The following is a 19,439-nucleotide window of genomic DNA, read 5'->3' on the forward strand; positions in this document are numbered from 1 at the left end:
AGTTCAATCCTTGTATCGCGCACCACGCAGACGAAGCCCGCCGGATCCCGGCGGGCTTCGTCGTTCCCGGTTCTGGCAGGATTGACGGCGTTCCGCTTCGGCCGGACCGCCCCTCGAACCCCACTGCAAAGGACCGGACTCCAGTGCCCAGCCTCGCGATGCTGTTCCAGAGCCGACTCGATCCCGCACTCTCCGCCGAGCGCCTCGCCGCACAGATGCTCAACGACTTCCCGGACCTGGACGCCGATCTGCTGAGCGTCGGCGACGCTGCTGCCGGGTCGGGGGCGGCCGACGACGCCGACTCGCCCCTGGCGTTGTCGTACGGCGACCGGCAGATCTTCCTGATGGGGATCGCGGCACCGGTGGGCGACGACCTCGCCGAGATCGCCCAGTACAGCCGGCTGTGGCCCGATCACACTCCGGCGCCCGCCGACTACTCGGCGCACACCATCGTCACCGTCGTCCGGCCGGGGCATGAGACGAACCATGTCGAGGCGATCGCCGATGCGGTCCTGCTGTCGAAGGTCATCGCTGCCGCGGTGGCGCTGTCGGAGTCGATCGTCGCCGTGTACTTCGGCAGCGCGAATCACGTGATCCTGCCTCCGCTGTTCCGCGACCTGGCGATCGAGACGCTCCCCGATCCGATGCTCCCGGCGTGGGTGGCCCTGAACGTCGCGCCGCGACCCGACGGCATCATGACCGGACATACGCGCGGACTCGACATGCTCGGGCTGCCCGACGTCGAGATCGTGCAGTCGCACGAGTCCGCCGAGGACACCTTCGGCCGCATCGTCAACACCGCGATCTACCTTCTCGAGAACGGCCCGGTGATCGGCGACGGCGACACGCTGGGCGCCACGGAGGCCGCCGAGATCGTCGCGCACCACGCGCCGTCGCAGGTCGACGCGGACAAGACCGTCCTGTCGCTGGAGTTCGTCGGAGAGGACTTCCCGGAACCCGAACTCGCCGACGAGCCGGCGCAGCCGAGGAAGCGGCGCTGGTTCGGACGTAAGTAGCACCACCGCAAGTAACACCACCGCAAGTAGCACCACCGCGACGCGGGAACTGTCCGATGCGCCCACTATGGTGTGCACATGAATCTGCGATCCCTCACCGATCTGCGTCCCGGGCAGCGCTTGTCGGGCCGCTGGCGCGAGCCGGTCCACCTCGTCGCGGTGATCCCGAGCGGAGATTCGGCGGCCACGGTGGTCGTCCGCGACGACCGACTGGGCGTCCGCGAGGAGATGCTGTTCGCCGACGACATCGCTGACATCGTCGTCGAGGACGATGTCGAGCGCTCGTGGACCTTCGACGCCGACCCGCGGACGTTCCGCCTCGCGACGGAGGCGCTGCGCATCGCGATGACCGGCGCCCACGACCCGATGGCGGCGGTCGGAACCAGCGACATCTCTCCCCTGCCGCACCAGATCCGCGCGGTGTACGGGGAACTGCTGCCGCGCACTCCCCTGCGCTTCCTGCTGGCCGACGATCCCGGCGCGGGCAAGACGGTGATGGCGGGGCTGTACGCCAAGGAACTGCTGCTCCGGGGCGATCTCGCGCGGCTGCTGATCGTCGCGCCGGGCGGGCTGGTGGAACAGTGGCAGGACGAACTGTCGGAGAAGTTCGGCCTCACAGCCACTCTCCTGACCCGGGATCTGATCAACGCCAGCCCCAGCGGCGACCCGTTCCCGGCCCACCCGTTCATGATCGCCCGCATGGATCAGCTCGCCCGCGACCCCGACCTGATCGGTCACCTCGAGGCGAGCGAGTGGGATCTGGTGGTGGTCGACGAGGCGCATCGCATGTCCGCGTCATGGCAGGGCTGGGACGGCGAGGTCCGGGAGACCGAGCGGTTCAAGCTCGGCCGCGTCCTCGGCGGCGTGGCACGCAACCTGCTTCTGATGACGGCGACGCCGCACGCCGGCAACGACGACAACTTCCAACTGTTCCTCTCCCTTCTCGACGAGGACCGATTCGCCGGCCGCCCGCAGTCGGACGCGGTCGCCGACACCTCCGGCCTCATGCGACGGATGGTCAAGGAGGAACTGCTCACCTTCGAGGGCAGGCCGCTGTTCCCCGAACGGATCGCCGAAACCGTTCCCTACGAGCTCTCCGACGGGGAGGCGGAGCTGTACGAGGCCGTCACGCAGTACGTGCGCGTGGAGATGAACCGTGCGGAGAGTTCGCCCGACTCCCCCAAACGCCGCACCGTCGGGTTCGCGCTCACCGTCCTCCAGCGCCGGCTCGCGTCGAGCACCCACGCGGTGCTGCGAAGTCTGCAGCGTCGCCGCGATCGGCTCGCCTCGCGTCGTGCCGACCTGATCGCCGGCCGGATCCCCGTCGACGATCGGATGCCGCTGCCGCCCGCCGACGCCTTCGACGATCCCGACGAATACAGCGCCGAGGAGTACGAGCGCATCGAGGAGGAAGTGGTCGACGCGGCGACCGCCGCACGCACCGTCGCCGAACTCGACACCGAGATCGCGATCCTGGAAGACCTCGTGGCGCTGGCGACCCGTGTGCGCGACCGCGGCATCGACCGGAAGTGGTCGGAGCTGCGTTCACTGCTGACCGATCGAGAACTGTTGCGCGGCAAGGACGGTCGTCCGCGCAAGCTGATCGTGTTCACCGAGCACAAGGACACGCTCGACTACCTCACCGCGCAGATCCGCAATGTGCTCGGTTCCGACGACGCGGTGCTGACGATTCACGGCGGCACGCGGCGCGGCGAGCGCGTCGCGATCCGGGAGCAGTTCACCAACGAGCCGTCGCGGCTGGTGCTGGTGGCCACCGACGCCGCCGGCGAGGGGCTCAATCTGCAGGCCGCGCACCTGATGGTCAACTANCCCGTGGAATCCGAACCGGCTCGAGCAGCGCTTCGGCCGCATTCACCGCATCGGGCAGAAGAACGTGTGCCGCCTGTGGAACATCGTGGCCGCCCAGACTCGCGAAGGTCAGGTCTACACGCGTCTGCTCGAGAAGATGGAGCAGCAGCGTTCAGCCTACGGCGGCAAGCTGTTCGACGTTCTCGGCGACGAAGCGTTCGCCGGCCGGCCGCTGCGCGACCTGCTGTGGGATGCGGTGCTCTACGGCGACGATCCCGCGCGGATCGACGAGATCGAGCGCATTGTCGACGCCGAGGTGGCTTCCGGCTGCGACACGCTAGTCACCGAGCGCGCACTCGCCCGCGAGACGCTCGATCCGCTCGAGATGGCGCGTCTGCGCCGCGAGATGGACGAGGCGACCGCGCGCAGGTTGCAGCCGCACTACATCGCGCAGTTCTTCACCGATGCGTTCACCGCGCTCGGCGGTCGGCTGTCGAAGCGGGAGCGCCACCGGTTCCAGATCTCGAATGTTCCGGCGCCGCTGCGTCATCGAGACATCCGCCGGGAGCACGCGGGGCGGCCGGTGACGAGGGCGTACGAGCGCGTCACGTTCGAGCCGTCAGCGGTGTCGTCGGGCGCCGTGCGCGCCGACCTCCTGGCACCCGGGCACCCGCTGCTCGACGCCGTGATCGACTCCGTCCTGGACGGGAGTGCCGACGTCCTCGCCGCGGGCGCCACACTGCTCGACCCGACCGATCCCGGCACCGCCCCGCGCGCGATCTTCGCCCTGACCTCCGAGATCGTCGACGGCTCCGGGACCGTGGTCAGCAAGAGATTCGCGTTCGTCTCGATCGACGCCGACGGGTCCGTCGCCGATGCCGGTCCGGCGCCGCATCTCGACCTGCAGCCGATCCCGGAGGGCGCGCCGATCCGCGGGCTAGACTCGTTCGTCGGCCGTTCACTGACGGACCAGGCATTGTCGTGGGCCGCGTCCACCGCGGTGCCCCGTCACCTGAGCGAGGTCCGCGACCGCGTGGTCCCCGACGTCGAGCGGACCGAGAGAGCGGTGCGCACACGGCTGATCGAGCAGATCAACTACCTGGACTCCGAAGTCGCACGCCGGCGTGAAGAATCGGCGGCCGGCAAGACCACGCGCGGGCGGCGCCTCAGCCCGGAACGGCTCGAGCGGCGGGCGCGCGAGTTGGAGGCCAGGCTCGGGCGCCGCCTGCGCGAGCTCGCCGACGAGCGTGTCCTCACCGCACGCCCGCCGAGGCTGGAGACCGCGGTTCTCGTGGTCCCCGCCGGGATGCTCGGCGAGTCGGTGGGCCGACACGCCGCCGACACCACGGCCACCGACCGGCGGGCCGTCGACGCGGTGCTGCGTGCCGAGTGCGCCCTGGCCCGCATGCCCGAGGAGATGCCGCACAACAACCCCGGATACGACGTCCTCTCCGTTCCGGCTCCGGCTGCGGACGGCGGTCGTGCACCATCGGTGTACATCGAGGTCAAGGGCCGGATCGCCGGCGCCGACACCTTCTTCGTCTCCTACAACCAGGTGCTCCAGGGCAAGAACACCGGTGAGAACCACCGGCTCGCGATGGTCTCGGTGAGCCCCGACGGCCCCGATCACGACGAGGTCCGCTACCTCACCGACTACTTCCGCGACGTCGACCTCGCTAACACCGACGTGAGCGGAGTCGAACTCAACTGGCACAAGGCCTGGAAGAAGGCACTCCCGCCGCATTGACGGCTCGCGGTGTCAGAACGGCGGGGCGCCGGCGTCGTGGGCGATGGCTTCGCGAGCCCGGCGGTTCGCCGCTCGCTTCTGCATGCGGTACCGGTGCTTGGCCTGCAACCGTGTCAGCGAGCGTTCGGGTTCGTCACCGGCGTGTCGTGCTTCTCGGCGTGTCGGAGAGCCGTGTCCGCACTGAAGGTGGCCCAGTTCGGGAAGGAGCCACATGTTCAGTGCCTGCTGCCGGACGGTGATCCCCTCCGGTGAGGTGACTTCGGTCCAGACGACGCCGGCGGCGTCCACGATCTGATCGTCGACCCACCCGTTCGCGTGGGTCTTCAACCCGTGATGGAATCGGCATTTCGCATTGAGATTGCAGATGCAGGTGACGCCGCCCGCCGACGGATCCGCGTGGTCGTACTCGCATACGTGGTCGAGGTCGCACTTCCACGCGGGCCGGGCGCAACCCGGCCACGAGCAGGTGCCGAACAGCCCGCGGACGGCAGTATCCAGCGCCGCGGACGGACGGTATCCGCTGTCGGGCCGACTCGCCTGCGCGATGACCTCGTCGAGGTTCAGCTCGCGACGCACAGCGTCGGGCCGTGACGCCATCTCACGAATGTGTGTCGCCGAGATCGGTCCGTGGCCGTCCAGATGCGCCGCAGTCTGCGACGTCCCCTCGAGCACTTCTTTGCGAACCACCACGTGCAGGACGATCCGCGCGCACCGCGACGCGATGTCGGCCGGCGCGAGTCGAGCAGTGCAGTCCTCTCGACCGCACTCGCATACGAAGTCCGTGCCGTTGATGCGCGCCATCGCCGCATCACTGCGCCGGGCGCCCTTGGAGCGTGGGTCGTTGGGGCAGACGCCGGCGATCACCGCATCGAGTACATCCTTGGCGATCGCCACGTCCTCGGCCGACGCGGTGACGATGAGTTCCGAGGCGGTGTCGGTCAGCGGGTTCACCTGCACGCGCTTGGCTGCCCGCACCTCCTCCCGGGTCAAGGTCACCGCGTCGGGATCGTGCTCGGCGACGATCGCCCCGAGCATCGTCTCCACGCGCGCCGCCGAAAGACCGCCCACTTCGCGCAGTCTCGCGGCCGCTTCCGCGTCGATGAAGGCCAGGACGTCCGCATCGTCGACGAGGGCCGTCTGCTCCACCGCGCGCCGGAAACTCGCCGAGTTGATCAGTCCGTCGCGCAACATCCGTCCGAGGGCCGGGATCCGCTCCATGCAGGCCACGGCGGATTCGACGAACCGCTCTGCCGTGTAGTGCTGCACACCCGCGGCGACCGCATACGACGCCGCGACTTGGCACAGTGGGTCGTAGAGCCGGGTGTAGGCGTCCGCCGACGGATCGGACTCCAACTCGGATTGCTTCGCCATGAGCAGCGAGTACAGCGCCTCGTATCGATGCCACAGCACCAGCCCCTGGTAGCAGTCCGCGCGCGCCGCGAACCCGAGCAGTGCCGCTCGATCGCTTCGTGACCCAGACGCCTCGGATGCAACGGTGGGCGAGTTCTGGACGTCCGGACGTTCGATCCGGATGACGATCGCGTCGTCGGCCACCGTCACAGACGAAGCCTTACGCTCTCTCACCTGCACTTTCATCTCCACCCCCGATTGTCGAACTTACGTTCGATGATACTCGAGAGGTCCGACATTCTCAGCCGAGTCGCACCGATTGCAATACACACTGTCGTGTGCGCTATGTTGAAACGTTCTCGTCCGCCATGCGCTTCACCAAGGGGTACCCGTGTCCAGCGATGCACACAGTAATGTTCAGCGACGAAAGTTGATCGAGGTCAGCATCCCGCTGCAGAAGATCAATGAGGAGTCCGCTCGCGAGAAGTCGATCCGCCACGGACATCCGTCGACACTGCATCTGTGGTGGGCGCGCCGGCCACTGGCCGCGGCACGCGCTGTGCTGTTCTCTCAACTGGTGGACGACCCCGCGTCGCGCCCAGACCTGTACCCCACCGAGGCGGAGCAGATCGCGGAGCGAAAGCGACTCTTCGAGTTGATCGAGCGACTCGTGGTGTGGGAGAACTCGAACGACGAGCAACTGCTCGCCGAAGCTCATCGCAAGATCATGGAGTCGACCGACGGCAATCCCCCACCGATCCTCGATCCGTTCGCCGGCGGCGGAACCATTCCCCTTGAAGCGCAACGACTCGGACTCGAAGCTCACGCGTCAGACCTGAACCCCGTCGCCGTGCTCATCAACAAGGCGCTGATCGAGATTCCGCCGAAGTTCGCCGGACAGCCGCCCGTGTGGCCCGGAGCCGCCGACGAGACCATCCAGGACTGGCCCCGCGCCACAGGTCTCGCCGAAGACGTCCGCCGCTACGGACAGTGGATGCGCGACGAAGCCCAGAAGCGCATCGGCCATCTGTATCCGAAGGCGACCCTGCCCGACGGTACCGAGGCGACGGTGATCGCGTGGATTTGGGCGCGTACGGTGACGTGCCCGAATCCCGAGTGCCGGATAGCGATGCCCCTCGTCAGGTCGTGGTGGCTCGGCAAGAAGAAGGGCAAGGAGGCGTACGTCGTCCCCGTGATCGAAGGCAAGGCCGTGCTGTACGAGATCGGTCACGATCCGGCTCAGGCGCCGACGAAGGAGACAGACGGGACGATGTCTGGCAAACGTGGCGGCGTCTGTATCCGCTGCGGTACCGCCGTCAGCACCGACTACATCAAAGCTCAGGGAACCGAAAGGCGAATGGGCGCAGATCTCATAGCCACGGTCGCCGAAGGCACTCGCCGTCGAATCTATCTACCGCCGTCGGACGTACATCGCCGGGCCGCTGAGGTGGAGCCACCGCTCGACGTACCGAACCAGCGACTGGGATTCCATCCGAAGGACGTGTGGACGCCGCCATACGGCCTCGACACCTTCGCCTCACTCTTCACGCCACGCCAACTCACCGCGCTGACGACATTCAGCGATCTGGTCGGAGAAGCCCGCGAGTTGGTCTTGCGTGACGCGCTCGCAGCCGATCTTCCTGAGGGCAGTAAGCACATCAGCCAGACGCAGGCGAGCGCGTATGCCGACGCGATTTCAACCTACCTCGGCATCGCCGTCAGTCGGTACACGAACTACTCGAACGCCTTGTGCCAATGGCGACCGGACGCGGGGAAGGAACAGGTCGGCCATCTCTTCGCACGGCAAGCGATACCGATGGTCTGGGACTTTGCGGAGTCGAACTTTGCATCGAATTCAGCCGGCGGCTGGGAGCCAACTCTGCGGTTCATTCCCAAGGCCTTAGATCGCCTGCCCGCAAGTACTGGTACTCATACCTATCATCGGTCTGCAGCCGATATCTCACAGCACGCTCTCATCTCCACCGACCCGCCCTACTACGACAACATCGGCTACTCCGATCTCTCTGACTTCTTCTATATCTGGCTTCGTCGGTCGCTCAAGGACATTCACCCGTCGATCCTCTCGACGATGCTTGTGCCGAAGACCGAGGAACTCGTGGCCAACCCTTACCGGCATAACGGCAAGGAGGGCGCGCACAAATTCTTCGAAGATGGATTCCGCGAGGTCTTCCGTCGCGCCCGTGAGCACGCTTACGAGGACTTCCCCATCACCGTCTACTACGCGTTCAAACAGCAGGATTCGTCGAAGGACGGCCAGGCGTCGACCGGCTGGGAGACCTTGCTGGAGGGCATGATCCGCTCCGGCTGGCAGATCACCGCGACGTGGCCGATGCGATCGGAGCTCGGTAACCGCATGCTGAGCCAGGGAACCAACGCCCTCGCCTCCTCCATCGTTCTTGCTCTCCGACCGCGCCCGGAGGATGCACCCCGCGTCGACCGCCGTGCGTTCCTGGCGCGGCTGCGGAACGAGTTGCCGGCGAGCCTGCGCGAATTGCAGCAGGGCGCCATCGCGCCGGTCGATCTGCCGCAGGCGGCGATCGGGCCGGGCATGGCGATCTTCTCCGAGTACAACGCCGTGCTGGAGGACGACGGGTCGAAGATGACGGTCCGGACCGCGCTGCAGCGCATCAACGCGATCCTCGACGAGGTGCTCGGCGAATTGGAGAACGACTTCGACGCACCCACCCGCTTCGCGCTGACCTGGTTCCGACAGAACGGCTTCGACAGCGGCAAGTTCGGCGACGCCGAGTCGCTCGCGAACGCGCGCAGCATCTCGCTCGACGGCATGGAGCGCTCGGGCATTCTCACCAAGGGCGGTGGCCGGGTCGCGCTGATCGCGCCCACGGACATGCCTGCCGACTACGACCCGTCCACCGACTCCTCGATCAGCCAGTGGGAGGTGGTGATGCACCTGGTGCGGGTCCTCGACTCGGACGGCATCCCCGCGGCGTCGACACTGCTGAGCCTGGTGCCGGAGGCGGTCGACACCGATCTGTGCCGCGAACTCGCGAGCCTGCTCTTCAAACTCGCCGAGGATCGCAAATCGACGGCCCTCGCGGTCAGCTTCAACGGCCTCGGCGCCGCGTGGAGCGACATCGCCCGCGGTGCGCGCGGTGCGGTGCACCAGGAGATGCTGCTGTGATCGGCGCGTTCGCCGGCGAGTCACGTGACGCGACACGCCCGGAGCGGCCGACACGCCGTGCAAGCCCTGTGCTGGGCGGGAGGCTCCGGCCGCTGTCGTAGGCGGGCATCCGTCACACCGGCGGCGAGACGTGACCTCGACGTCCTGATTGTCCGACCGCTGCGATAACCTTCGTCGCGAATACACACATCTGTGTGAATAGTGAAAGGAGCCCTCCGTGGCGCCGAGTAATCGGGATCGGATCCATCAGGCGTTCGAGCTGCTCGGACCGGCGGTCGATCGTTTCCTGACCGAGACGATCGGCCCCGATCTGCCGGCGGGGGCGAGCGGTTGGATCGACGTGCTGCGCACGGTCAAGGCACCCAGCGCGCACCCCGACAAGAAGTACAACCCGCTCGACCCGTCGGACAGCCTTCGGATGTTCACCGACAACATTCCGTACAAGTTCCGGCGCGGCTGGGACCCGATCGGCAAGCGGCTCAGCCGCGCGCAGGTATCCCTGGCGACGCCGCTGGTCGACGCCCGGAACCGGCTCGCGCATCACGAGAACTTCACGAACGACGACGCGCAGTTCGACCTCGACATCTGTCACCGATTCCTGCTCGCCATCGACGCTCCGAAGGAGGCCGCCGACGTCGCGAAGCTGCGCGACGACGTCCGCGCCATCGGCACCCGGCAGGCCACCGAACGGGCCGCGCGCAACGTGCCCGCGCTGCAGGTGGGCTCCGACAATCTGCCGGCATGGCGGGACGTCCTGGCACCCCATCCCGACATCCAGAGCGACCAGTTCAACGCCGCGGAGTTCGCCGCCGACCTTTACACCGTCGCGATGCGCAGCGGCGGCCACAAGTCCGAGTACACCGACCCCGCCGAGTTCTTCGGCCGTACTTACCTCACCGAGGGGTTGCGCGATCTGATCACCCGGAACGTCGCGCGACTGACCGGCGATGAGAACGCGTCACCGGTCATCAACCTGCAGACCAACTTCGGCGGCGGCAAGACGCACTCGATGCTCGCGCTCTGGCATCTGGCATCGGGCGCGGAGAGTCACGTCTTCGGTGACGACGTCGCTCCGCTCGCCAAACCGCTCGACGCGGTGCGAGGACGCGTCGGACGCGTCGCCCTGGTCGGCAACCAGATGGTCCCGTCACGGGAGAACACCGACGACGGCCGGCCGAACATCCGCACCATGTGGGGCGAACTGGCCTGGCAGCTGGGCGGGCAGGAAGCCTATGACATCGTCGCCCATGCCGACCGCACCTCGACCAACCCGGGTGCCGACCTCCGCGAGCTCTTCACGCTGTACTCCCCCGCGGTGATCCTGATCGACGAATGGGTGGCGTACGCCAGACAGCTCGTGAACCCTCCGGAACCGCTTCCGGCCGGCGACTTCGACACCCAGTTCACCTTCGCCCAGGCCCTCACCGAAGCCGCCCGTGCGGTCAAGGGCATTCAGGTGGTCATCTCGATCCCCGCGTCGTCCAACGGAGACGGCGGCGACGAGGTGAACGACGAGGAGGTCGGCGGCGAGTACGGGCGCGAAGCGCTCCACGCACTGAAGAACGTGATCGGCCGGACCGCCGACCAGTGGCAGCCGGCCAACGCCGAGGAGAGCTTCGAAATCGTGCGGCGGCGCATCTTCTCCACACCGGACGCCGAGGCGTCGGCGAAGATCGCCAACATCGCCAAGAATGTCGTCGAGTTCTACCGCAAGTACCACGCCGAGTTCCCGTCGGAGGTCCGCGACTCCCAGTACGAGGACCGGATCAAGCGCTGCTACCCGATTCATCCGGAGCTGTTCGACCGGCTGTACCAGGACTGGTCGACGCTCGACCGGTTCCAGCGGACTCGCGGCGTCCTGCAGATGATGAACCGGGTGGTCGGGACCCTCTGGCGGTCGGACAACTCGTCGGCGCTGATCATGCCGGGAACCGTGCCACTCGACGACGCCGACGTGGTCTCCGAGGTGACCAAGTACCTCGAGGACCAGTTCAAACCGGTGATTCACACCGACGTCGCCGGCCCCGAATCGGTCCCGGCGCTGGTCGACAAGAACAACGAGCACTTCGGCAAGCGCAAGGTGGCACAGCGGCTGGCCCGTTCGGTGTTCATGGCCGCGACTCCGGGCCTGCACTCGGCGCACAAGGGCGCAGAGAAGCACCGCATCTTCCTCGGCACCGCTCTCCCGGGCGACGTACCGGGCAACTTCCACTCGGCGCTCGACGCCCTCACCGGTCAGTCGACGTACCTGTACACCGAGTCGTCGCGCTACTGGTACGACACCCAGGCCAACATCAGCCGCACCGCGCGCGACCACGCGGCCGGGCTGGCGCCCGCGGACGTCTGGGCCGAGGTGGAACGACGGCTCACCGAACTGCGCAAGACCTCCGCAGACAAGTCGTTCGCCGGCATCCACGTGTTCCCCGAATCGTCCGCCGACGTGCCGGACGAGACCGACACTCGCCTGGTCGTGGTGCCCATGCAGCACACCTACGCCGCGCGGTCCTCGGCCCCGACGGCCAAGTCGTGGGCCGCGAACGTCCTCGAACACCGCGGCAACGCGATCCGTTCGTTCAAGAACTCGCTGATCTTCCTCGCCGCCGACACCAACCGGGCCCGCGAACTGGACGAGGCGGTGCGCAACTACCTGGCGTGGAAGCACGTCGCGGAGAACGCCGACGACTACGGGCTCGGCGGTCAGCAGACCAAGCAGGCGACGGAACGGCGCGCGACGAACGACGACATCGTGCGCAATCGACTCAACGAGACCTTCTGCTGGGCACTCTGCCCCGAGCAGCAGACGGGCGAGGCGACCTACTCCATCGACGTGGTCAACGTCTCGGGCAGCAAGGACGACGTGTACGCGCGCACCGGCGCCAAGCTCAGCCTGGAACACATCGCGCTGGCCCGATCGTCGTCGCTGATCTATCTGGATCTGACGGGCCGGTTGTCGGCGGCATGGGCTTCCGGACACCTCGACGTGGGCACGCTGCACCGGTACTACGCGACCTACCCATACCTGCCGCGGCTGCGCGACCGGGAGGTGCTGATCGACGGGCTGTACTCGGTCCTCGACGACCAGATCAGTTGGCGCCAGCAGGGATTCGCGTTCGCCGACGGATACGACGAGACCCAGAAGCGCTATCTCGGGCTGCATCTGCCCGGCGACGACGCCACCGTGCACATCTCCGACAGCACGCTGATCGTGAAGCCGGGACCGGCGGACGCTCAGCGCGACGAGGAGGTGCGCCAGCAGCGGGAGCGCGACGGCGAGCAGTCCTCGGCGGACGGCGGATCATCGGACGCGTCCACCGCCGGAGCGGGCTCGGCGGAGACGCAGTCCACCACTCAGAGCGCACTCAAGCGCCGCTACTTCGGCTCAGCGCAACTCGACTCGGACTTTCCGGCGCGCGACTTCAGCACCATCCAGCAGGAAGTGCTCAAGCACCTCTCCTCGGCCGCCGGACGGGTGGAGATCCGCATCGAGATCAGCGCCGTCGATCCCGACGGATTCTCCGATTCGGTGCGCCGCACCGTGTCGGAGAACGCGACGACCCTCGGCTTCGAAGCGTCCGGCTTCGAGAACGACTGAGGTCAGCGACGCTTCTTCTTCCGCGCCGCGGCGCGACGCTCGGCACGGTTGGCGGTCGCCGTCGGCGGCACGAGGTGCAGGACGATGTGGTCGGCGTCGTACTTCGACGGGGCGATCCGCGCGGTGAAGTCGCCGCTGTCGGTCCCGAGAACGTCACCGTCACCGATGACCGGACCGTCGTCGTACATCAGCACGGCGGTGTCGACGACGACCTTCACCACCTGCTCGGCCGGCAGTGTGCTGTCGGTGACCTCGATGTCGAGCAACCCCAGCTCCGACATGCCGATCGTCTCCGCCGACACCAGTCCGGCCTCGTCGGCGACCATGAAATCGACCCACAGCATCAGCGGCAGGTCGGGCGAGACCTCCAGCGCCGCGCGCCGGTACGCCGAGGGCTCGGCGATCTGCTCGGAGGTGTGCATGTACACTGCCCGCACCGAGTCGGTGCAGGCCAGCAGTGAGGTCACCACCCGCGAGATCAGCGTCGCCTCCTCGATGAGGTCACGGTCGTCACCGAGAACCGCGTCACCGAGAACCGCGTCGTCGAAGACCGGGCCGGCGAGCACCGCCTCCGAGGACGCCGCGACGACGAGGGAGGGCCCGTCCGGGTCGGGCAGCTCGGCCTCCGCACTCCACAGCGGACTGCTCTGGGCCGCGTCGGCGACGTCGAGTCCGTGCGGCGCGTCGACGCCCGCCACGAGCACCCGGACCTCGTCGAAGGAGATCACGAACACCGGCGCGGACTCCGGTCCCTCGCCTCGTTGGGTCTCGACGACAACCGAGTCGAACTCGGAGTCGAGCAACTCGCCCCAGTCGGCACGGATCTGCTCGAGCAGTCTCGCAGCCGTCAGGCCGGGATCGATCCGAGTCTGGCACAGGGTGACGAACAGTGGATCCACGGGCGTCCTCACGGTCGTTGGCGGTACAACCTCCATACAGCTCCATACAGCCTCCATTGCACCAGGACGCGGGGTACCGTGTCGTGCCGCCGCACCGGAACAAGGCACAATCGGTATGTGACGCAATCTGCGACTTCAGCGCAATCGGCCGCCGGCGACGCCGGTCTGTTGATCGAGACGGTCACCGATCCCGGCCTCGCTCCCGCGATCGCCGACGTCGCCGCCGCGACCTTCCCGCTCGCCTGCCCGCCGCACTCGACACCGGAGAACATCGCCGCGCACATCGAGCAGGTGCTCTCCGCCGCACGGTTCGCCGAGTACCTTGCGGACCCGCGCAAGCAGGTACTCGTCGCGCGGACCGGTGCCGGCGGCCCCATCGTCGGCTACGCGCTGCTGGTCCACGATCTCCCGGCCGACCCCGACGTGCGCGCGGCGGTCGACGCGTTCCCGGCCGGTGCCGCCGCCGTCGCGAACGGGACGGTCACCGAGATCTCCAAGATGTACGTGCTGCCCGAGCATCATGCCGTCCACAGCGAGCTCCGGCCGTCTCACGCCCTGATGAACGCGGCTCTCGACGCCGCCCGCGACCGCGGTGCGACCCTGGTGTGGCTCGGCGTGCACTCGGGCAACGAACGCGCGAAGAGGTATTACGCGAAGATGGGCTTCCGCCAGATCGGCACCAAGAGCTTCAACATGAACGGCGCCATCGAGCACGACTTCGTGCTGGCCCGCGAGAGCTGAACCCTCACACGGCGGGTTCGGCCGACGGCACCACGCGCGATCCGGCGGCGTCGACGATCAACGCTTGATCGTCGTACAGCGGCAGCAGTGTGAACCGGTCGCCGTACTCATTCAGCGTCCGGTCGATCAGTTCGGTGGGATACGGCGGCAACTGTCCGTCCGCATGCGGGATCACGACGGTGTCGGTGAGTCCGAGTCCCCGGAAATCGGCCAGGTCGAGACCCAGACCCGGGTCGTCCATCAACGCTGCGGGCTCCACGTCCGGCCCGGCCGCCACCGCTCCCGCACTGAGGCCGACGTAGGGAGTCCCGGCGCGGACTCGTTCGGCGATCACCTTGTCGGCGCCGCTGCGGCGCAGCCCGGACATCAGCGCGAAGGTGTCGCCTCCCGAGACGTAGAAGGCGTCGACACAGGCCAGAGCCTCCTCGAAGCCGCTCTTGCGGAGGTCGACATCGACGACGTCGTACCCGAACCGGACGAGCCGCTCGCGTTCGGGTCCGGTGAACGGCGCGTCGAGCAGATGACGCTGAGCCTCGTCGATGTAGCCGATCCGCAGACGACGCGGCTCGGTGGCGTCGTGCGCCGCACCGGCGACCGGCGGCAGGTACTCCAACAGAGCGCCCGCCCCGAGGGACAGCAGGATCAGTGGGCCTTGCACGTCAGTCATCGGCGCCTCAGTCATTCGCCTCCGCGAATCGGGAGAGGGCCAGCAGGCGCGAGGTGGCGCGCAGATACTTCTTGCGGTAGCCGCCGGCCAGCATCTCCGGGGTGAACAGTTCGTCGAGCTTGACCCCGGAGATGCTCACCGGGATCTCGGCGTCGTACAACCGGTCGGCCAGCGCCACCAGGCGCAGTGCCACCGCCTGGTCCGGCGCGGGACGCACGTCGGAGATGCACACCAGCGACACGCCGTCGACCAGCGACTTGTACTTCGACGGGTGGAGCTTCGCCAGATGCGCGATCAGGTCGTCGAAGGTGTCGAGGGTGGCCCCGACGGTGTTCTCGGCCTGACGCTCGAGCTCCTCGTCGGACATCGGCTCCGGTGCGGGCGGAAGGTCGCGGTGCCGGTAGTCGGGACCGTCGACGCGGATGGTCTCGAAGATCGACGACAGCTTCTGGATCTCGCGCAGGAAGTCGCTCGCGGCGAACCGGCCTTCGCCGAGCTGTCCGGGCAGCGTGTTGGACGTGGCGACGATGGAGACGCCGCGGGCGGTGAGCTCGGTGAGCAGCCGCGAGACCACCATCGTGTCGCCCGGATCGTCGAGCTCGAACTCGTCGATGCAGAGGACGCTGTGTCCCGACAGCCGTTCCAGCGCGTCGATGTAACCGAGGGCGCCGACCACATTGGTGACCTCGCCGAACGTCGCGAACGCCTTGGGCCCCGGCATCGCGTGGTAGATCGACGCCAGCAGGTGCGTCTTGCCGACGCCGAAGCCGCCGTCGAGGTAGAGCCCGATCCCCTGGGGTGCGGCGGACTTGCGGAAGAAGCTCTTCTTTCCGCCGCTGCGGACCTTGGATGCGCGGGCGACGAAGTCGCGGGCGGCGTTCACCGCCGCGGTCTGGCTGGGCTCATCGGGGTCGGGGATGTACGAGTCGAAGCTCACCTCGTCGAACATCGTCGGCGGAACCATCTCGCCGATGAGTTGGTCGGGAGCCAGGACCGGATTCCGATCGCTAAGTCGTGCCAGCATTAGGCAAGGGTAACGACCGGCACCATGATGGACTCATGTTCATCCTGCAGAAAGCGACTGATGTCACAGCAGACGGACTGGCGCAGGTCTATTCTTTTCCGCCGTCCGGCGAACCGGTGGTCCGCGCCAACATGATCGCCAGCATCGACGGCGCCGCCACCGCGCAGGGTCGGTCGGGCGCGTTGGGATCCGACGGCGACCACACCGTCTTCCACCTGCAGCGCGCACTGGCCGACGCGATCGTCGTGGGTGCGCAGACCGCGGTCACGGAGGGGTACGGACCACCGGTCGTCGAGCCCCGTCACGCGCCGGGCCGCGCCGCCCGCGGTCAGTCGGCCGTGCCGCTGCTGGTCCTCGCGTCGCGATCGCTGAACCTGCCCGCCGACTTCACCACGGCGCGGCACCCCGACGTCCTCATCGCCACGTGCAGCGACGCCCCGCGAGACGCGCGGCGCCGACTGCTCGACGCCGGCGCCACCGTGGTCGACTGCGGTGAGTCGTCGGTGCAGCCGCGGGCGGTGATCGACGAGCTCGCCCGGCGTGGGTTGCGGCATGTGCTGTGCGAGGGCGGTCCCCGGTTCCTCGCCGATCTCGCGGCCGCCGGTCTGCTCGACGAACTGGCGTTGACGGTCAGCCCCGCGCTAGTCGGCGGCGACGCACCCCGCATCGCGCACGGCACCGAGGTCCCCGCCCGGACGGCCGATTCCCTTCCCGGGCCGATGCGTCTGCGGCACATGCTCGGCGACGCCGAAGGGTATCTGTATCAACTGTGGGAGCGCGCCGACTAGGCTCGCGGTCATGCATTCACCCGGACGCCCGCGGACCGCTGGAGCATCGGCGGTCTCCCGGTTCGCCGCAGTCCTGACCGCGCTCATCCTGGCCGCGTCCGTCGGCGGCTGCGCGGTCGGTCCGGACACCGGTCCCGACATCGTGCGCGGGGACGACGAGGGCGGGCAGGCGACCGGCGCACCGGAGCAGCCCGCCCTGCAGGCGCCGAAGAAGGACTTGAACTGGCGCCAGTGCGCGGGGTCGATCGCACAGAGGTACGGCGTCACCGTTCCCGACGGTGTGAAGCTCGACTGCGCGCGGCTGGACGTGCCGGTGGACCCGGCGCAGCAGTCGGGCACCACGATCAAGGTCGGCGTCGTCCGCGCCCGCACCGACGCCACGCCGGCCGGCGCCGTGCCGCTCGTGTTGACGAGCGGAGAGGACATGCCGAGTTCGCGGACCCTGCTGTCGTTCGCGACGGGCGCCGACCACGGCATCCTGGATCGCCGTCCGGTGATCGCCGTCGACCATCGCGGGATCGGCACGTCCGGTCTGATCGACTGCATGACCACCACGCAGCGCAGCGTCTACGACGACAACGGTGCGGGTGACGGACGCGATGTCGCGGCACGCGCCGAGAAACTGTCGGAGGCGGCGCGCGCGGCCGCCGACCAGTGCAACGACACGCTGACACCGGACCAGCTCGACTACTCGGCCGCGGCGGCGGGCGAAGACCTCGAGCAACTGCGCCAGCGCTGGGACGTCGACCGGCTCGCGATCCTGTCGGTCGGAACCGGATCATCGGTGGCCCTCGCGTTCGCCGCCGCGCACCCGGACCACGTCGGCCGGCTGATCCTCGACTCCCCGGTCGGCTACAACGTGTCCGCGAAGGCCGCCGCCCAGAGCCGCGCCCGCGGCCTGCAGGCCACCCTCACCGCGTTCACGCAGCGCTGCGCCGGGGCGGGCTGTTCGCTCGGCGCGGGCGGGGCTGCGGTCCTCGGCCGGCTGATGTCGTCGGGCGCGGGCGGACAGGAGGGCGCACTGTCAGACACACAGGTCCTCGACGCACTCACCACCGCGCTCGCGGTCGGCGACACCTCCCCGGACGGACTGCGCGAACTGAGTACGGCGCTCACCGCCGCCGACCGCGGCGACACGGGTGCCCTGCGCAAGCTCGCGGACCGGGCTCGCTCGCTCCGCCTGGCCGACGGCCAGATCGTGGCCCGCTGCAACGACATGCGCGGGCGTCCGGGCACTGACGAGATCCCCGCTCTCGCGCGCGATTGGAACGCGCAGAATCCGCTGACCGCCGGCACCACGGCACTCGATCTCGTCCGGTGCGACGGCTGGGGCGTCGCCGACTCGCCCGCCGCGCCGGAGCGCTTCGCGGTCGACCCGCTGGTGCTCGTCGGCCAGAACGATCCGATCAACGGCGCCGCCGCGGCCGACGATCTGACGCCGCTGATGCTGGCGGCCGACACGGCTCAGACCACCGTCTCGTGGGACGGTCTCGGCTACTCGGTGGCCGCCAATTCCACGTGCGCGGGCGACCTGATCGGCGAATATCTCGGCCCGGCTCCGCTGGGCGCGCCGAGCGAGCGCGCCTGTCCGGCCTGACACCGTGGTGTAGTACGGTGCGCGGGTGAACGTTGTAGAGCGCTACCTGTATCCGCGCGTGGAGTCGCAGCGGATCATCTCGCTGATTCTGTGGCCGATCTCGGTGATGATGATCATTCAGCGGTCGCTGATCCTCGGAGTCAACGGACACCGGACCGACGACTTCACGCCCGTCTACAACGCCGCGTTCAACTTCCTCAACCGGCTGCCGGTCTACAACGAGAACTACAGCACGGTCGATCCGCACTACCTGTACCCGCCGTCGGGCACCATGCTGATGGCGCCGCTCGCGGTTCTGAACCCGGAATACTCCCGTTGGCTGTTCATCGCGGCGAGCGTGGTGGTGCTCATTCTCTGCGCCTACCTGTTGACCAGGATGTTCGGCTACTCCTACGACTCCTGGGTGTTCCCGGCGCTCCTGCTCTTCTTCTTCAGCACCGAGACCGTGGCGCACACGCTGATCTTCACCAACTTCAACGGTTTCGTCCTGCTCGGGATGCTGGCGTTCATGATGCTGATGATGCGCAGACACGACCTGTGGGCCGGCGTCGCGATCGGTCTCACGCTCGCCGTCAAGCCGGTACTCGCGCCGCTGCTCCTGCTGGTGCTGCTGAACCGCCAGTGGAAGATCCTGGTCACCGCGATCGGTGTGCCGCTGGTGCTGAACGTGCTGGCGTGGCCGTTGTCGAAGGACCCGATGGACTTCGTCCACCGCACCGTCCCGTACCTCGGCGAGTCGCGCGACTACTACAACAGCTCCATCACCGGCAACGCCGCCTACTTCGGCGTCGACTCCTGGCTGGCGTGGCTGCTGCGGATCGCGTTCGTGGTGATGGCCGTCTTCTCGCTGTGGTTCCTCTACCGCTACTACCGCCGGAGCGACGAGTTGCTCTGGCTCGCGACCTCGTCGGGCGTTCTGCTCGGCACCACGTTCCTCGTGGGATCGCTGGGCCAGGGCTACTACTCGATGCTGCTGTTCCCGCTGCTGATGACCGTCTTCCAGACCGGCTCGACCATGCGGAAGGGGCTGCTGCACGATCGGGTGA

The 19,439-nt window shown here is 68.0% G+C and carries 11 protein-coding genes and 2 pseudogenes; 9 read left to right on the forward strand and 4 right to left on the reverse strand.

What is annotated here, in order from left to right:
- The first annotated feature begins 143 nt into the window (after positions 1 to 143).
- The 3 genes and pseudogenes from Y710_RS17955 to Y710_RS19200 form a co-directional block, all read left to right on the forward strand.
- Positions 144 to 1,016: a DUF4261 domain-containing protein gene (locus Y710_RS17955; protein WP_062368089.1), complete on the forward strand. Its 873-nt coding sequence runs from the start codon at positions 144 to 146 to the stop codon at positions 1,014 to 1,016.
- 78 nt (positions 1,017 to 1,094) lie between these two features.
- Positions 1,095 to 2,845 (forward strand): annotated as a pseudogene (locus tag Y710_RS19195) (DEAD/DEAH box helicase); the annotation flags it as partial.
- Between the two features lies 1 nt (position 2,846).
- Positions 2,847 to 4,572, forward strand: a pseudogene (locus Y710_RS19200) (DUF3883 domain-containing protein); the annotation flags it as partial.
- A 12-nt stretch (positions 4,573 to 4,584) separates the two neighbouring features.
- Here the strand turns inward: Y710_RS19200 and Y710_RS17965 are convergent.
- On the reverse strand, positions 4,585 to 6,168 hold the full coding sequence (locus Y710_RS17965; protein ID WP_062368095.1) for an HNH endonuclease signature motif containing protein: 1,584 nt from the start codon (positions 6,166 to 6,168) through the stop codon (positions 4,585 to 4,587).
- 145 nt (positions 6,169 to 6,313) lie between these two features.
- On the opposite strand from Y710_RS17965, the gene Y710_RS17970 reads away from it, so the two are divergent.
- Both Y710_RS17970 and Y710_RS17975 read left to right on the forward strand, forming a co-directional pair.
- Complete coding sequence (locus Y710_RS17970; protein ID WP_062368090.1) at positions 6,314 to 9,085, forward strand: DUF1156 domain-containing protein; 2,772 nt, start codon at positions 6,314 to 6,316, stop codon at positions 9,083 to 9,085.
- A gap of 217 nt (positions 9,086 to 9,302) precedes the next feature.
- Positions 9,303 to 12,677: a DUF499 domain-containing protein gene (locus Y710_RS17975; RefSeq protein ID WP_062368091.1), complete on the forward strand. Its 3,375-nt coding sequence runs from the start codon at positions 9,303 to 9,305 to the stop codon at positions 12,675 to 12,677.
- Between the two features lie 2 nt (positions 12,678 to 12,679).
- On the opposite strand, the gene Y710_RS17980 is transcribed toward Y710_RS17975, so the two are convergent.
- On the reverse strand, positions 12,680 to 13,576 hold the full coding sequence (locus Y710_RS17980; protein WP_045537627.1) for a DUF4261 domain-containing protein: 897 nt from the start codon (positions 13,574 to 13,576) through the stop codon (positions 12,680 to 12,682).
- Between the two features lie 117 nt (positions 13,577 to 13,693).
- Here Y710_RS17980 and Y710_RS17985 point away from each other — a divergent pair, with 117 nt between their 5' ends.
- On the forward strand, positions 13,694 to 14,317 hold the full coding sequence (locus Y710_RS17985; RefSeq protein WP_082083906.1) for a GNAT family N-acetyltransferase: 624 nt from the start codon (positions 13,694 to 13,696) through the stop codon (positions 14,315 to 14,317).
- A gap of 4 nt (positions 14,318 to 14,321) precedes the next feature.
- Here Y710_RS17985 and Y710_RS17990 read toward each other — a convergent pair whose 3' ends face one another.
- Both Y710_RS17990 and zapE read right to left on the reverse strand, forming a co-directional pair.
- Complete coding sequence (locus Y710_RS17990) at positions 14,322 to 14,984, reverse strand: Type 1 glutamine amidotransferase-like domain-containing protein (RefSeq protein ID WP_231875780.1); 663 nt, start codon at positions 14,982 to 14,984, stop codon at positions 14,322 to 14,324.
- Between the two features lie 7 nt (positions 14,985 to 14,991).
- Entirely contained in the window at positions 14,992 to 16,008 is a 1,017-nt protein-coding gene (zapE, locus tag Y710_RS17995; RefSeq protein WP_045537626.1) for a cell division protein ZapE, read from the reverse strand.
- A 35-nt stretch (positions 16,009 to 16,043) separates the two neighbouring features.
- On the opposite strand from zapE, the gene Y710_RS18000 reads away from it, so the two are divergent.
- The 3 genes from Y710_RS18000 to Y710_RS18010 form a co-directional block, all read left to right on the forward strand.
- Positions 16,044 to 16,796 carry a dihydrofolate reductase family protein gene (locus Y710_RS18000; RefSeq protein ID WP_062368093.1) on the forward strand — a complete coding sequence of 251 codons (753 nt, stop codon included), beginning with the start codon at positions 16,044 to 16,046 and terminating at the stop codon, positions 16,794 to 16,796.
- A gap of 10 nt (positions 16,797 to 16,806) precedes the next feature.
- On the forward strand, positions 16,807 to 18,393 hold the full coding sequence (locus Y710_RS18005; protein WP_062368094.1) for an alpha/beta fold hydrolase: 1,587 nt from the start codon (positions 16,807 to 16,809) through the stop codon (positions 18,391 to 18,393).
- Positions 18,394 to 18,418: 25 nt separating this feature from the next.
- Positions 18,419 to 19,439 (forward strand): glycosyltransferase family 87 protein (locus Y710_RS18010; protein ID WP_062368096.1); only part of this gene is annotated, 1,021 nt, incomplete at its 3' end.

The sequence above is a fragment of the Gordonia sp. QH-12 genome, from assembly GCF_001578675.1.
GTDB classification, from domain to species: domain Bacteria; phylum Actinomycetota; class Actinomycetes; order Mycobacteriales; family Mycobacteriaceae; genus Gordonia; species Gordonia sihwensis.